17 protein-coding genes are annotated in these 15,025 nt (G+C 63.8%); 16 read left to right on the top strand and 1 reads right to left on the bottom strand.

Annotated features, from left to right (window positions below; genetic code table 11):
• The 16 genes from VKT51_04235 to VKT51_04310 form a co-directional block, all read left to right on the top strand.
• Positions 1-344, top strand: a 344-nt coding sequence (locus VKT51_04235) for a hypothetical protein (protein ID HLJ83373.1), incomplete at its 5' end; no start/stop codon positions are given.
• A 186-nt stretch (positions 345-530) separates the two neighbouring features.
• Entirely contained in the window at positions 531-704 is a 174-nt protein-coding gene (rpsU, locus tag VKT51_04240; protein HLJ83374.1) for a 30S ribosomal protein S21, read from the top strand.
• Positions 705-799: 95 nt separating this feature from the next.
• Positions 800-1,255 (top strand): GatB/YqeY domain-containing protein, encoded by a 456-nt coding sequence (locus VKT51_04245; GenBank protein ID HLJ83375.1) that lies wholly within the window; start codon positions 800-802, stop codon positions 1,253-1,255.
• The gene (locus tag VKT51_04250; protein HLJ83376.1) at positions 1,252-2,625 is read left to right on the top strand and encodes an NfeD family protein; all 1,374 of its coding nucleotides are present in this window, start codon (positions 1,252-1,254) and stop codon (positions 2,623-2,625) included. Before VKT51_04245 ends, VKT51_04250 begins: the two co-directional genes overlap by 4 nt.
• Positions 2,626-2,641: 16 nt before the next feature.
• The gene (gene floA / locus VKT51_04255) at positions 2,642-3,658 is read left to right on the top strand and encodes a flotillin-like protein FloA (protein HLJ83377.1); all 1,017 of its coding nucleotides are present in this window, start codon (positions 2,642-2,644) and stop codon (positions 3,656-3,658) included.
• Between the two features lie 11 nt (positions 3,659-3,669).
• Positions 3,670-4,206, top strand: a complete 537-nt coding sequence (locus VKT51_04260; GenBank protein ID HLJ83378.1) for a hypothetical protein — start codon at positions 3,670-3,672, stop codon at positions 4,204-4,206.
• Positions 4,203-5,171 carry a PhoH family protein gene (locus tag VKT51_04265; GenBank protein ID HLJ83379.1) on the top strand — a complete coding sequence of 323 codons (969 nt, stop codon included), beginning with the start codon at positions 4,203-4,205 and terminating at the stop codon, positions 5,169-5,171. Before VKT51_04260 ends, VKT51_04265 begins: the two co-directional genes overlap by 4 nt.
• On the top strand, positions 5,152-5,607 hold the full coding sequence (gene ybeY / locus VKT51_04270; protein ID HLJ83380.1) for an rRNA maturation RNase YbeY: 456 nt from the start codon (positions 5,152-5,154) through the stop codon (positions 5,605-5,607). The genes VKT51_04265 and ybeY overlap by 20 nt, the downstream gene beginning before the upstream one ends.
• Positions 5,604-5,966, top strand: a complete 363-nt coding sequence (locus VKT51_04275; protein ID HLJ83381.1) for a diacylglycerol kinase family protein — start codon at positions 5,604-5,606, stop codon at positions 5,964-5,966. Before ybeY ends, VKT51_04275 begins: the two co-directional genes overlap by 4 nt.
• Positions 5,967-6,063: 97 nt before the next feature.
• Positions 6,064-7,377: a hemolysin family protein gene (locus VKT51_04280; GenBank protein ID HLJ83382.1), complete on the top strand. Its 1,314-nt coding sequence runs from the start codon at positions 6,064-6,066 to the stop codon at positions 7,375-7,377.
• A gap of 14 nt (positions 7,378-7,391) precedes the next feature.
• A complete protein-coding gene (cdd, locus tag VKT51_04285; protein HLJ83383.1) occupies positions 7,392-7,835 on the top strand; it encodes a cytidine deaminase in 444 nt (147 codons plus the stop codon).
• Positions 7,836-7,886: 51 nt separating this feature from the next.
• The gene (recO, locus tag VKT51_04290; GenBank protein ID HLJ83384.1) at positions 7,887-8,657 is read left to right on the top strand and encodes a DNA repair protein RecO; all 771 of its coding nucleotides are present in this window, start codon (positions 7,887-7,889) and stop codon (positions 8,655-8,657) included.
• A complete protein-coding gene (gene ruvX, locus VKT51_04295) occupies positions 8,654-9,073 on the top strand; it encodes a Holliday junction resolvase RuvX (protein HLJ83385.1) in 420 nt (139 codons plus the stop codon). Before recO ends, ruvX begins: the two co-directional genes overlap by 4 nt.
• A gap of 5 nt (positions 9,074-9,078) precedes the next feature.
• Positions 9,079-10,074: an endolytic transglycosylase MltG gene (gene mltG / locus VKT51_04300; GenBank protein ID HLJ83386.1), complete on the top strand. Its 996-nt coding sequence runs from the start codon at positions 9,079-9,081 to the stop codon at positions 10,072-10,074.
• A 68-nt stretch (positions 10,075-10,142) separates the two neighbouring features.
• Positions 10,143-10,442, top strand: coding sequence for a hypothetical protein (locus VKT51_04305; protein HLJ83387.1), 300 nt, complete (start codon positions 10,143-10,145; stop codon positions 10,440-10,442).
• Positions 10,443-10,492: 50 nt separating this feature from the next.
• Entirely contained in the window at positions 10,493-11,593 is a 1,101-nt protein-coding gene (locus tag VKT51_04310) for a glycosyltransferase (protein ID HLJ83388.1), read from the top strand.
• A gap of 7 nt (positions 11,594-11,600) precedes the next feature.
• Here the strand turns inward: VKT51_04310 and VKT51_04315 are convergent, their stop codons facing one another.
• Positions 11,601-14,708 carry a hypothetical protein gene (locus tag VKT51_04315; GenBank protein HLJ83389.1) on the bottom strand — a complete coding sequence of 1,036 codons (3,108 nt, stop codon included), beginning with the start codon at positions 14,706-14,708 and terminating at the stop codon, positions 11,601-11,603.
• Positions 14,709-15,025 lie beyond the last annotated feature (317 nt).

The raw sequence follows: 15,025 nt of genomic DNA on the forward strand, positions 1-15,025 counted from the left end.
ATTCCGACGCGACCTACGAGCCGTTTTGGCAAGACCTCTACGCGTCGGGCGCCGACGTCGCGCTAGCTGGTCACGACCACGACTACGAACGCTTTGCGCCGCAGACGCCGGATGGCACGCTTGATGAAAGGCGGGGAATTCGAGAGTTCGTCGTGGGGACCGGGGGAAAGAGTCATGACCTTTTCGGCCGGACCGTCCCAAACAGTCTGGTGCGCAATTGGACCACCTACGGCGTCTTGCTCCTCACCCTGCACCCGCACGGTTATGACTGGCGCTTCCAGCCCATCGCCGGGCAGACGTTCACGGACGCGGGCAGCGCGGTCTGCCACGGCCACGCGGTCTGAAGGGGCCGACGCCAGTCGGCCCACATTAAGCGGCTCAAGGGCCGGCTCCAGCGGGACAGCAAGGCGAAAGGAGCGCCTCACAAGGGCCGTTTTCCGATACCGCGAAATAGGGGGAGTACACGATTTTGAAATCGCCGGATGCGGGCCTCGGGCCCGCATCTCGCGTCTGCGAAGGGGGTGTTTGGAATCATGGAAACGAGAGTCGGCCCCAACGAATCGATCGAAAGCGCCCTCAAGCGTTTTAAGAAGCTGTGTCAGAAGGCAGGTGTGCTCGCGGAGGCACGCCGGCACGAGCACTACGAAAAGCCCAGCGTTCGCCGCAAGAAGAAATCCGCGGCAGCGCGTAAACGCCGGAGCTGAGTCGCGCTCAGGCGTAAGGGAAAGGGTCTCTCAGAGGGCGTCCGAAAGGTCGCCCTCGACCATGCGTGAGCGGCGCAAGCGCCGCACGGAGCGGAATGCCCACAATCCTGGATCGCCTGAACGCCGATCTGAAGTCGGCGATGAAGGCGCGAGACACTGAGCGTATGGACACGCTTCGAATGGCGATTTCTGCCATCAAGTACAGGCAGATCGACGCCGCTGCGCCCCTCGCACCGTCCGAAGAAGAAGACGTCCTTCGCAAGCAGGTCAAGCAGCGCGACGACTCGATCGAGCAATTCGCGAAAGCCGGGCGTCAGGAACTCGCCGACAAAGAAACTCGCGAACGCGCGATTCTCGGCGAATATCTGCCGAAGGAGTTGACCGACGCCGAATTGCGTTCGATGGTCGGCGATTTGGTCGCAAGCCTTCCGCCCGCGGCAACGTTTCCCGATGCGATGAAGGCGGCCATGGGCGCACTCAAAGACAAGGCTCCGGGAAAAGCGATCCAGGCGGCCGTTCGCGCTGCGATGGATGCGCGCGTGTCGTCGTGACAAAACTGGTGCTCCCGAAATCGTTGCGTCTCTTTATCGCTGCCGCGTTCATCGTCGGCAGCATTGCGCCGTGGTTCGGCATATCGGGAAGGGCGTCGGCTGACGCGACGGTCGTCGGGCAGAAGACGATCGAGGTCGTCGACATCGACGACGTGATCGATGTCGGCATGGCGCATCGCGTGGAGCGCGCGATCTCGGACGCAAAGAACAACGGCGCAAGCGCGATCGTCTTCCGCATCAACACGGATGGCGGCGCAATCGACGACGCCGTCGATATCAGCGACGCCATATCGGGCGCGGGCGTTCCTACGATCGCGTACGTGACGAGCCGCGCGTGGTCCGCCGGTGCGTTCATCGCGTTGTCCTGCGACAAGATCTACATGCAGCAAGGCTCCAGCATGGGCGCGGCGCTGCCGATCACCATCGGACCGAACGGCGAATCCCCGGTCGATGAGAAGTTCATCGCCGCATTCCGCTCCAAGGTCGAAGGCGTCGCCATAGCCCATCATCGAGACAAGACGATCGCCGGAGCGTTCGTGGATCCGAACATCGTCGTGCCGGGCATCAATCACAAAGGTCAAGTCGTTTCGCTGAATCCATCGCAAGCGAAGCAGCACGGCATGGCGGACGGAATCGTCGGCAGTCTCGACGCCGCGCTGGCGGACGCCGGTTTTTCGGGCGCGCATCTTGTCGTGTTCGCGCCGAACTGGGGCGAAGGGATCGCGCAGTTCGTGACCGATCCTCGCGTTTCAGGACTGCTGCTGACGATCGGGTTCCTCGGTATATTGATCGAACTTCAGACGCAGCATCTGATCGCCGGGCTCGTCGGCTTCCTCGCACTCGCTTTGTTCTTCGGCGCGCACATCGTGGCGGGAACGTCTAACTTCGTGATCCTCGCGCTGTTCGGCCTCGGCATCATCGGCCTGCTCTTCGAACTGCACGTGCTGCCCGGCCACGGCATTTCCGGAATCGTCGGCAGTATGCTGATCTTGGGCAGTATCGTGCTCGCCTTCGGCAGCGGCGTCTGGATCCTCGGCGCCGAGACGACCGCGATCGCGTTGATCGTCTCGATCGCGATCTTCATCTTGCTCTTACGCTGGCTGCCCGAGAGCGCGTTCGGGCGCCGCTTGGCCTTCGCCGGCGTGCAGGCGCCGTCGGCAGGCTACGTCGCGGCGCACGAACTGATCGAGCTCGTCGGTCGCGAAGGCGTCGCGGAGTCGATGCTGCGCCCCGCGGGTGTGGCGTCAGTGGGCGGCGTTCGCTATCAAGTGCAGACCGAAGGCGATTTCATCCCGCCGCAGACAAAGGTCGTCGTCTATCGCGTGCAAGGCGCCACTATCGTCGTCAAGCGCGCGCAAAGCCAGCGCTAGGAGTCGTCACAATCGTATGAGCTATCTCGCAATCCTCGCCGCGATCGTCATCTTCATCCTCTTCATGATGTTCCTTTACTACTTCCCGTTCGGACTGTGGATGAGCGCGCGCTTCGCCGGCGTGCCGCTCGGCATCTTCAGCCTCGTGCGGATGCGGTTCATGCGCGTGCCGCCCGCGGTGATCGTCCAGAACTTGATCACGGCAGTCAAGGCGGGCGTTCCCGTGAGCACCGACTTGCTGATCGCGCACTATCTCGCCGGCGGACACGTCGATGTCGTCGTGCAGAGCCTCATCGCCGCACAGCGCGCGCAAGTGCCCCTCGACTGGGGTCAGGCGGCGGCCATCGACCTTGCCGGTCGAAACCCGCAAGAAGCGCTCGCGGCGTACGTGACGCCGAAGGTCATCGAGACGCCCATCTTCCAAGGCGTGGCAAAAGACGGCATCCAGCTCAACGTCAAAGCGCGTATCACCGTGCGCACGAAAGTCGAACGCATCGTCGGCGGCGCCGGCGAAGCGACGATCGTGGCTCGCGTCGGCGAAGGCGTCGTCGCCGCGGTCGGATCGAGCTTGGACTATAAGGAAGTGCTGGAGAATCCGGACCATATCAGCAAAACCGTGCTTTCCAAGGGGCTCGATGCCGGAACGGGATTCGAGATCGTCTCGATCGACATCGCGGACGTGGATGTCGGGCGCAACGTCGGCGCCGATCTCCAGACCGCACAGGCCGAGGCGGATCGCCGCGTCGCTCAAGCAAAGGCTGCAGAGCGCCAGTATGCGGCGCTCGCGCAAGAACAAGAGATGAAGGCCCAGACGCAGGCGATGCGCGCGAAAGTCGTCGAGGCAGAAGCGCTCGTCCCGACTGCGATGGCGGAGGCGTTCCGAGCCGGCAACCTCGGCGTGATGGACTACTATCGCATGAAGAACGTCCTTGCCGACACCGAAATGCGGCAGACCATCGCCGGCCAGCCGAGCGGCGGTCAGCCGAGCGGCGGCGGTCCGGCATCGCCGCCGGCCGGTCCGTCGACGTCATAGCGGATTAGCAGATGTCCGAACTCTTCATCATCGTCGTCATCGCGATCTGGATATTCGGCGCCGTCAGTTCGATCCGCAAAGCGATCGCGCGCAGCCAAGCGCAGGCGCAAGCCGGTGGTCCGCTAGCTGCACAGGCTTCACAATATCCGAGCGGGATACGTCCGACGCCCGCGCAGCGCGCACAGGCGATGCAGAGCGCCATTCGCGTCCTCCGTGCGGCATCGTCTCAGCCGGCGGCCCAACCGGCGCCGGTGCCGGCAACGGCCCAGCCGGCGCCGCGCTACATAGCGCCGGCGGCGGATGCTCCGATGAGCATGCTCACCAACATGGTCGCTCCGAACATGCCGGCGTTCGACGCGATGACGCTCGACGCCGGGGTTTCGACATCGCCCGCATATAATTCGGCGAATCCGGCAGCGCTCAACATCGCGCAGATCATGGGCCTGCCCAACGGTCAGAACTTTGCGACGCTGTCTATCGTCGCCGCGGCTGTGATCGGGCCACCGGTGGGTTTGCGGGCTGGCGCGAGTCTCGCCGCAGACTGGTGAAAGCGAAGGCGACCGCGTTGGCCCAAGCGGAAGCTCGGATGCGCGTCTCGATCGGCGGCTTAGACGACCGCATTCGGCTCTTCGGGCAGCTCGATGCGAATCTCGACGCGCTCGAGCACGCCACGGGCGCGCAGCTGCACGTTCAAGGCGACGAAATAGTCCTGACGGGCGAGCGTTCGGCGGTCGGCGCGGCATCGTCCGCATTGCGGCGCATGCTCGCCTCCGCATCGTCGGGCCGCGAACTGACCGTGGAAGACGTCGGACACGCGCTCGCCGGCGAACAATCCGAGGCCGCTTCCATCGCCGAGCCGCTGACAGTCACGCGCAAAGGCCGACCCGTCCGTCCGCGGAGTGCCGGTCAGCGCGATTTCGTCGGCGCCGTAGCAAAGCACACGCTGACGTTTGGGATCGGGCCGGCGGGAACGGGAAAGACGTTCCTCGCGGTTGTCTTGGCGCTCGAGGCGCTGCGCGCGGGAAAGGTCCAGCGCATCATCCTTTCACGGCCGGCCGTCGAGGCTGGCGAAAACCTCGGGTTTCTGCCGGGCGATCTTCAGGAAAAAGTCGATCCGTATCTGCGCCCGCTCTTCGATGCCTTGGCCGAAGTCATGGATCCGCAAGCGGTGCAGCGAGCGGTCGAACGAGGCCAGGTCGAGGTCGCGCCGCTCGCCTACATGCGCGGCCGAACGCTGAGCGACTCGTTCATCGTCTTAGACGAGGCCCAGAACACGTCCGATGAGCAGATGCAGATGTTCCTCACCCGCATCGGCAGCGGCTCGCGCATGGTCGTCTGCGGCGACGACACGCAGATCGATCTTCCGAACCCGAGCTCGTCCGGGCTGCTGCACGCCGAGGAGCTGTTCACCGACGCCCCGGACATCGCTGTCGTCCGCCTTACGGAGGCTGACGTCGTCCGACATCCGCTGATCCGCACCATCATCGCGCGTTATGCCCGACGCCTCCGTTGACGGTCCGCGCGTGTTCTTGCGCGGCGCGGGAAACAGGCGCCTCCTCTCTGCGGCGTTTCTCCGGCGCGCCGTGCTTGCGACCCTCGCGAAGGCTGCGCCGGCGGTGGTGGGGGACATCACCGTCGTGCTGACAGGCGACCGGAAGATCCGTGAACTCAACCGGACATTTCGCGGCATCGATCGCGCGACGGACGTCCTTTCGTTTGACATCGGCGATGGGCTGAAACGCGGCGAACCGTTCGGCGACGTGGTGATCTCCATCGAGACAGCCCGGCGCCAAGCGCGCGAATACGATGCCACGTTGCGCACGGAGGTGGCGCGCCTGCTCGTGCACGGCACGCTGCATCTTTGCGGCTACGATCACCAGGTACCGCGCGAGGCCGCGCGCATGCACGGCTTGACGCGCCGCCTCCTGCATACGTTGACGAGCACGTGAACGCGTTGCGCTCGTTCGCCCATGCCGTTGCCGATGCGTTGGATGGCATCTATCAGACGCTGATCGAGCAATCGAACTTCCGAATTCAGATCGTCCTGACCATCTTGGTCGTCATCGGTGCTATCGTGTTGCGCTTCGATCTCGTGAAGTGGGCGGTCATCGTGCTTGCGTGCGGCGCAGTGCTCACCGCGGAACTGTTCAACACGGGACTCGAGCACGGCATCGACCTGTTCCAACCCGGCAATCACCCACTGGCGCGGTCGGCGAAGCACGCCGGCGCCGGCGCCGTGCTCATGATCGCCATCGCCGCGGCAGCGGCGGTCACCCTCGCATACAGTGCGGCACTTTTGGGCAAGTAAAGGGTGCGGCAGCAGCGAATACATGGGACGCCCGAGGAGATATGACGGAAACATCCGGCAGTAGACGGTCCAGCGCGAGGCTGGACGAAGTCACGGCGTGACAGATCCCAGGTTGCCGGCGCTCGTCGGCATTATCGTGCTCATCCTCATCGCAGGTTTTTTTGCGGCGTCTGAAGCGGCGCTGCTCGCTTTGAGCCGCTTGCGCATTCTGCAACGTGCTCAGGGCTCGGCGACCGACGATCTGATGCGCATGCACGATGAGCGCGATCTCTACCTCACCACGATCCTCGTCGGAAACATCATCGTGCTGCTGGCGGCGGATTCGCTCGCCACGTGGCTCGCGATCGCGATCGGCATCTCGCGCCCGATCTTTTGGGCGACGGCAGGCATGACGCTCGGCGCGCTCATCTTCGGCGAGATCGTGCCGAAGATGATCGCCGTGCAAAACCCGACGCTCTGGGCGCGGCGGCTCGCACCGATCCTGAAGACCGCGCGCTTCGTCCTGCGGCCGGTCACGTGGTTTCTGGTCTTCGTCACCCATTGGATCATCCGGTTGTTCGGGGGCAATCCAACGGCGAAGGGCCCGTACGTCACCGAGGACGATATTCGCGCGCTCGTCACCGCCGGCGAGGAGCACGGCGTGATCGAAGAAGAGGAGAAGGAGATGATCCACTCCATCTTCGAGCTCGGCGACACGGTCGTGCGCGAAGTCATGACCCCGCGCACCGACATGGTCTGCGCGGACGTGGATCAGCCGATCGAAAAAGCGGTTGAGCTCGTCATCGAGCAAGGGTATTCAAAACTGCCGGTATTCGACGGCGATATCGATCACATCGTCGGCGTGGTGCATGACCGCGAATTATTGATCGCGGTGAGTCGCGGCGATCAGCACGGTGCGCTGCGGCCGCTGATGCGCCCGATCAAGGCGATTCCGGAGAACAAGAAGATCGACGAGCTGATGCGCGAGATGCAAGCCGAGAAAGTATCCGTCGCCATTGTCGTCGACGAGTACGGCGGGACGGCTGGACTCGTGACGATGGAAGATCTGCTCGAGGAGATCGTCGGCGACATCATGGACGAATACGACGCCGAAACGTCTGACAAGGCGCCGTCGCTCGAACACTTAGCCGACGGCGACGTCGTCGTGGACGCCCGAATGGGGATCGACGACGTCAACGAAAAGCTCGGTCTGAATCTTCCCACCGAGGATTTCGAGAGCATCGGCGGCTATACGTTCGGGCTTTTTGGCCGCGTGCCGCTTCCCGGCGAACAGGTGACCATCGACGGCGGCGTGACGCTTGTCGTAGAACGGACCGCGGGAAGAAGGCTTCTCAAGGTTCGAATCAAATCGCCCCTTGCGCCGAACGGTGTTAAACCGGGGGCGCGGTCGCGCGAAGCGGCCGAGGGATGACGTAGGAGGATCACGTGCCCAGATTGGACGACGCGCGCATCGACGAACTTGTCGTCAAGGCGTGGGAGGCGAGGTTGAACGCGTACGCGCCATACTCGCAATTCCACGTGGGTTCAGCGCTCATCGCCGCTGATGGCCGGATCTTCACTGGTGCAAATGTTGAAAACGCCTCCCTCGGTCTCTCGATGTGCGCCGAACGCGTGGCGCTCGGCAGCGCCGTCTCAGCCGGCGTTCGCTCGTTCGCGGCGATCGCGATTGCCGGCTCCGGACCCGACGGCGTCACGCCGTGCGGCGCATGCCGTCAGGTTCTATCCGAATTCAATGCCGATCTTATCGTTCTGCGCTGCCGCCCCGACGGCACGTACGGCAGACTGTCGCTCGCCGATCTCGTACCGTCCGCCTTCACGGGGCATGGAATCGGCGACGAGCGCGAAGCGCCGGTTCTGTCGGGCGTCTGAATCTAAGCCTTCGTCCGCCGGCGAGTCCTTCTGCCGCAGCGGCTGCATGACGTGAGATCGTTCACCGTCGAGGCCATCGTTCTTCGCAGGCGACCGCTCGGTGAGTCCGACCGGATTCTTACGCTCTTTTCGCGCGAACGCGGCAAATCGTCGGCCGTCGCAAAAGGCGCGCGCAAGACACAGAGCAAGTTCGGCGCGCGATTGGATCTGTTCAGCCGGGCGCGCATCACGCTGCACACAGGCCGGAGCCTCGACGTGATCACGTCTGCGTCGAGCATTGGCGGCGGGTGGGAACGACTCGTGGACCCCGACGTCTTCGCTTTCGCATCGTATCTGGCGGAATCGATCGATGGGCTCTGCGAACCTGGCCTCGCCGTGCCCGAACTCTTCGACGTCGTCGCCGAAGCGCGCGACGCGCTCGCCGCGGGACTTCGTCCTGGCGCTATCGCGGCCGCCGTCGACCTGAGGATCCTCGCAGTGCTCGGTGTCGGCATTGAACTCGATGCGTGCGCGCGCTGCGGGCAGCCCCTCGGGCGCCGCCCGCTTGCGGGCGGCCTCGCGACCCTGTCGCCGGCGGCGGGCGGTCTCGTGTGCCGGCGTTGCCTTCAGGCGGCGATCCAAGAGCATGACCGCGCTGACGACGCGAACGTTCGGGTAAGCGCAAGTGAGTTGGCAGCGCTTCGCGCGATCGGCGCGATACCGTTCAAAGAATTGGCCGACCATGAGGCGCTCGAGCCGCTCGCGCGTGCGACACACGCCTTCGTGCAGTTCCACGCCGGTAGACGCTCGCGCTCCCTCCTCGCCACAGCCAGCCGGACATGAGCGACGTCGTTCTCGGCTTGGATGTCGGTACGGTGCGCATCGGCGTCGCGGTCAGCGAGGGAGAAGGTCTTCCCGCCATGCCGCTCGCGACGATCGAGCAGCCATCGCGCGCGAAAGCGATCGGAGAGATCGTGCGGCTCGCGGTCGAACGCAATGCGAAGACGCTCGTGGTCGGTTATCCCCTCACGCTTGCGGGCGAGCGCGGACCCGCCGCGTTGAAAATGGACACGTTCATCGCGGAGTTGCGAAAGGCGTTTGGCGGCGAAGTGACGGCCGCCGACGAGCGCTTGACCAGCGCCGCTGCGAATAAGAGAATTCGGGATAGCGGTCTGAGCGGAAGCAAGCGCCGTCGCCTCGTCGACCGAATCGCCGCAGTCGAGATCCTCGACGGCTGGCTCGCGCGGCGCGGATCGTAGCTCCCGTGCGCATCGCACCGTGGCTTCAGATCGCGCTGGGCGCAGTTGTCGCGATATGCGTCGCGGCCGCGGCGTTCTGTTTCTGGGTCGCGTTCGCCGACACCGAACGGCCGGCACAATCCACGTCGATCGTGATCGCCGAGGGATCCAGCCTTTCCGACATTGCGCATCAACTGGGCGATGCCGGAATAGTGCGGTGGCCGATCGCGTTCATCGCGTACGAACGGCTGCGCGATCGGAATGCGACGATCCAAGCAGCGGAATACACGTTCGGTCCGCATCTCGCACTGCCGGCTGTGGCGACCGTACTGCTGCAGGGGGGCCGTCCGGCGACGGTCTGGATAACGATCCCCGAGGGTTTCACCGCGGACCAGATCGGCGCCGTGCTCCAAGCGCACGGCATCGGAACGAGATCGGAATTTGAAGCCGTCGTGGCACATACCGATCTGCGGCTCGACGGCGTACAGACTCGCGGACTCGAAGGCTATTTGTTTCCGGACACGTATCAGCTGCGCAGAGATGCGACGTCGCGCGATGCCGCCGATCTCATGACTGCGACGTTCATGCGTAAACTGCCCCGCGACTACCTCAGTGCGGCGCGCAAACTAAAGCTGACGATACCGCAGATCGTGACGGCCGCGTCTTTGATCGAGCGCGAAGCGCGGGTGGATGTTGAGCGTCCGATAATGGCCGGCGTCTACTATAATCGCTTGCGGCTCGGCATGCCGTTGCAGGTGGATGCGACGATCGAGTACGCGCTGCCGAACCACAAGACCGAACTCTCGCTCTCCGATCTCAAGATCGACAGTCCGTACAACACCTATCTCTACACCGGGCTGCCGCCGACGCCGATCGCGAATCCCGGAGCTGCGTCGTTGAACGCTGCGTTTCATCCCGCGACGACCGACTATCTGTACTACGTGTACAAGGGCGGCGGCCGGCATGCGTTTTCGACGACGCTGCAGCAGCAAGTCGAGGCCGAGCATAAGTACCTGCGCTAGATGAGCGTCCGGTTAGATGAACGCGCGCTGAAGAAGAACCCGGGGCCCGGGACGCGAACCGGGAAAACGTGAGCAGCGAGCAGTCCGCACACGCCGACGAACTCGAGTTGCAGGATCGCATCGTCGTCGCTGGTTCCGTTGATGGCCAAGCCACGAATTCGGCGGCCGAGCGCGAGTTCGAAGTGGTCGGCATTATAGAGGATTCCGATTCCGGCACGCGCTATGCAGTCTGCTATTGCGAGCCCGCTGACGAATTCATAGTGACGAGTAAGACGGGCGCTCTCGTCGAAGACGAGGCGCTCGCGCAAGAGATCCTCAACGACTTCCTCGACCAGGCTGCGGATGCTGTTGCGGAGGACCAACAATAGCGCTCCAGATCAGTCCTCGTGGACCGTCGGCGATAGAGCGGCCGCGCAACGTGTTGTTCCTCTCCGCCAGCGTCGGGGAGGGCCACACCGCCGCGGCGCAAGCGGTTTCGAGCGCGGTGACGGCCCGCTGGCCGGACGCGCAGTGCCATGTCGTCGATTCGTATCGTTACGCCTCGCACGTCTTCCACCGCGTCGCGAGCAACGGCTACATCGGCATGGTGAAGATGCTGCCGCACCTCTACCGCTATATCTACGATCAAGCGGAACGCGCCACGAAGGTGTCGGCGTTCAAGACCTGGCTCCATCATTACACCGCGGTCAATCTGCGCCAATATGTCGAGCGCCTGGCCCCCGATGTCGTCGTCTGCACGCACGCCTTTCCGTGCGGCGTCATGGCGGAGTACAAGCGGGAGTTCAAAGATGCGCCCCCCGTCGTCGGCATCGTCACGGATTTTGTCGTGCACCCGTTCTGGATACACAAGAACATCGATGCGTATGCCGTAGCCACAAGCGCCATGAAGCAGGCGCTCGTCTCGCGGGGCGTTCGCGCCGAGCGCGTCCGGGTCACCGGCATTCCTATCGACTGCAATTTTGCGCGCCACGCCACGAAAAGCTCCGCGCGCGACATCATCGGGATCGAACGTAACCGGACGACGCTGCTGCTCATGGGCGGCGGCCTGGGCATCGGGCCGCTCGAAAAGGCGCTTGTGGCGTTGGACGAAATGTCGCGTCCGATCCAGACGGTCGTCGTCGTCGGCAAGAACGCCCGTCTTGAACGCCGCCTCGGTGATGTGGCCCGCCGACTGCGCCACCCGGTCGTCGTGCGCGGTTTCGTGGGCAACGTCTGCGACTACATGCGCGCCGCCGATCTTCTGATCTCAAAGCCGGGCGGCCTGACGAGTTCGGAGGCGCTGGCCTCTGAGCTGCCGCTCGTGATGCTCAAGCCCTTGCCCGGACAAGAAGAACGCAACACGCGCTACCTGCAGGACCGCGGCGTCGGCGTGCTGCTGCAGTCGTCGCGCGATCTCGCGCCGGCCGTCGAGCGCCTGCTCGACGATCCGAGCGAAGTGGAGCGGATGCGTCGCCGCGCGCGTGCCCTTGCCCATCCCGATGCGGCACGCGCCGTCACGGACATCATCGCGCGGCTCTAGGCCGCGATCACTTGGCCGCTGTCAGAGCCGCAAGCTTAGCCTCGCCGTCGGCCGCCAACGCTTTCAGGTCCTGGTACGTGGAAAGTTCCGCCGCGGTCGGCGCTTCGTAGGCGTTCTCGAGCGAGTTGAGCAGGAAGCCGAGCTGTTCGCGCAGTTTCGACGGATAAACGACGTCGTACTCGCTGGAGCTTCCGTTCAACAGCACGAGGCTCGCGATCTCGGAATCGAGTTGCGCGCGTCTGTCGGCCTGCAACCCCGCGCGCGCCGTCATGGCGCGCGCGAGTGCGTGGTCGAGGTCGTTCATTGTGGCGACGATCTGCTGCTCGAGCGCCAGGCGCGCCGCAAGATCGCCCGCGGCGGGATGGACGCGCGGGTCGAGCGCGATCGTCAGCGTCGATTGAAGCTTCCGCGCCCCGTACTGCAGCACTACCGTATACGAACCGGGCAACGTCGTCGGGCCGTCTCCGGAGTCGGCAAAGTCGTCGGTCACGTCGTTGTTGTAGGTCGGCGGGTCGAACGCCGGCGCGTACCTGAGATCCCACTGGAACGCGTTCATGCCGGCCTTGACACCGGTGGCTTGCATTGCGGCGTGCGCGCGCAGCTGCTCGGCGTCCATGGCATCTTGCTGGTCTTCGGTCAGCTTCGGAGTGTGCTTGGCAGCGAGGTGCAGCGCAAAGCTGCGAATCGTCGTTCCGCCGGCATCGACGAACGACAACGTGAGCGGCTCGCGCCCGTTGTAATCCGCAGGCAGGTTGAAGAAGACGCGTGCGCCGTAGCGCGGGTTTTCGCCGGCATTCGGCGTCGGAAAGAAACCGCTGCCGTAGGATGCCGTGAGCCACGCCGTCTCCGGGCTGAACAGTTGGACGTCGGCCACGCTGTACGATGTCTGTCGCGCGAGCTGCTCCAAGAGCGCAAGATTATCGAGGATCCAGAACGCACGGCCGTGCGTGGCGGCGACGAGTTCTCCCTCGCGCGTGTCAACGGCGAGATCGCGCACTTGCACGCCCGGAAGATCGAGGGTCAGCGGCTGCCATTGTGCGCCGCCGTCTAGGCTTACGTACACCGTGCTGCGCGTGCCCGCGAACATCAGGCGCGGCTCGCGCGGATCTTGGCGGATGACGAAGACGTACTGGTCTGTCGGCAATCCGCTGGTGATCTGCGACCAATGCGCGCCGAAATCTGTCGTCTCGAATACGTACGGGCGATAGTCATCCCACATGTAGCGCGAGGCGGTGAGGTACGCCGTGCCCTTGTCGGTGTGCGACGGCTCGATCGAACTGATCTGCGCCCATTCGACGAGCTGGGGCGGTGTCACTGAGGTCCAGGTAACGCCGTGATCCTTCGTGACGTGCACCAAGCCGTCCGCGGATCCGGCCCAAAGAACGTTCGCATCAAGCGGTGAGACGGCAAGCGACGAGATGTCGGGAAATGTCTCGGCGCCCGTCTGATCGCCGTAGATGGGTCCGCCGGTCGGACCCTCCGTGCTCGGGTCGTTGCGCGTCAGATCCGGACTGATGATCTTCCACGTCTGACCGCGGTCGGTGCTGGAGAAGACCACTTGAGCCGCCACGAGGAGTTCATTGCTGTCGGCCGGCGAGAACAAGATGGGATGCGTCCAGCCGAAGCGATACTTCGTCTCGGCGGCCGATGCGCCGGCCATGTAGCGCGGGTACGGGCTGATGTTCTTTTCTTGCCCGGTGACCCGATTCAGCTGCACGAACGAGCTATAATAACCGGAACCGTACGTCACGAGCGGATCGGTAGGATCCGGCGCGATGAACGTGCTCTCACCGAGCGCGACCGAGTGCCAGTCGCCGATCGTGATCGCTCCGCCGACGTCGGCGCTCGCATACTCCCAGGCGCCCTCGTCCTGCGAAGCGCCGAAGAGGTGGAACGGGAACTGGTCGTCGAGCGAGACGTGATAGATCTGACCCGTAGGCTGATTCAGAATCGAGCTCCACGTCTCGCCGGAATTGACCGAGACGGTCGCCCCTCCGTCGTTGCCTTCCAACAAGATGTTCGGATGATTGGGGTTGATCCAAACGATGTGGTGGTCGCCGTGGGGTATGCCGTCGATCGTCTTCCAAACCTTTCCGCCGTCGTTCGTGACGTACAGTGAATCGACGTTCGGGGCATATGCCCGCTTTGGATTGGTCGGGTCGGCGAAGATCGCTGTGTAATAGAAGGCGCGCTGACGCAGCTTCCACTGATTATTGACGCGTTGCCACGTCTTGCCGGCGTCGTCGGAGCGGAAGACTCCGCCGTCGTTTGCCTGCGCGATCGAATAGACGACGTTCGGATTCGACTGCGCGACCGATACCCCGATCTTGCCTAACGTGCCGGTGGCATAACCGGGGTTCGAGGAGATTTTCGTCCAGTGAGCTCCGCCGTCGCTCGTCTTATACAGGCCGCTGCCGGGTCCGCCGCTCGTGAGCTTCCACGGCACGCGCTGCGCTTGCCACATGGCGGCGTACAACGTCTGCGGATCGTGCTTGTCCATCGACAGGTCGACGCCGCCGGTCCGGTCGTCGACGAAGAGCACCTTGCTCCATGACTTCCCGCCGTCGGTCGTTTTGAAGATGCCGCGCTCGGAGTTCGGCGCGAAGACGTGCCCCATCGAAGATGCATAGACGACATCGGGGTTGCGCGGATCGATCGCGAGCTTCGTGATCATGTGCGTCTCGCGCAAGCCGGCGTAGGACCATGTCTTCCCGGCGTCGGTGGATTTGTAGACGCCGTCACCCGTGTCGAAATCGCCGCGGATGTCTGCCTCGCCCGTGCCCGCGTAGATGACCTTCGGATTTGAGTCCGCTACCGCGAGCGCGCCGATCGGGTCGGCAACGCCGGGGATTTTGCCGTCAGTTATGTTGGTCCAGTTCTGTCCGTAGTCGGTGCTTTTCCAGACGCCTGCCTGCACACCGCCCATGTAGAAAAGGTCGGGATTGCTGGGGACGCCGGCGACGGCGACCACACGGCCCCCGATGTACGGACCGATGCTTCGCCAATGCAGCTTGCTCATGAGCTGTTGCGCCGGCGGCGTTGTTGCGGCGCTCGCCGCGGCGACGGCTGATGCGATGACGGTGAGCGCGAGGGCGGCGACGACGATTTTCTTCATATCGGCGTATCCAGCGACCAAGCAGCGAAAATCCTTTCGACGCGCGGGGCAGATAAGGATGAAGTTCGTTGAAATGCATAATTGCAGACAGAAAGCTCTAAAAATGCCCTGTCATCCTCGAAGCCAAAAGGCGTTTTGTGGTTGATCGCAGCCATTCCGTCGTCGCAGATCCCGTGGCTATTGTTGTATACGATCGTGCACACGAGTGATGTCAAATAGACGATGACCTGCTCCATATACTTGACGGTCCCATGAGGACTTACGTCCTGCCGCGCGGCGCATATTGCCTCGATTTGCCGTATTGTAAGTGGTCATGT

This window comes from Candidatus Eremiobacteraceae bacterium (assembly GCA_035295225.1).
Classification (GTDB): domain Bacteria; phylum Vulcanimicrobiota; class Vulcanimicrobiia; order Eremiobacterales; family Eremiobacteraceae; genus JABCYQ01.

Bases quoted from the DNA above. Each gene is read 5' to 3' on its own strand.
- ruvX (HLJ83385.1), top strand. From the start codon at position 8,654: ATGAGCGACGTCGTTCTCGGCTTGGATGTCGGTACGGTGCGCATCGGC.
- floA (HLJ83377.1), top strand. From the start codon at position 2,642: ATGAGCTATCTCGCAATCCTCGCCGCGATCGTCATCTTCATCCTCTTC.
- VKT51_04315 (HLJ83389.1), bottom strand. From the start codon at position 14,708: ATGAAGAAAATCGTCGTCGCCGCCCTCGCGCTCACCGTCATCGCATCA.
- ybeY (HLJ83380.1), top strand. From the start codon at position 5,152: ATGCCCGACGCCTCCGTTGACGGTCCGCGCGTGTTCTTGCGCGGCGCG.
- VKT51_04260 (HLJ83378.1), top strand. From the start codon at position 3,670: ATGTCCGAACTCTTCATCATCGTCGTCATCGCGATCTGGATATTCGGC.
- VKT51_04245 (HLJ83375.1), top strand. From the start codon at position 800: ATGCCCACAATCCTGGATCGCCTGAACGCCGATCTGAAGTCGGCGATG.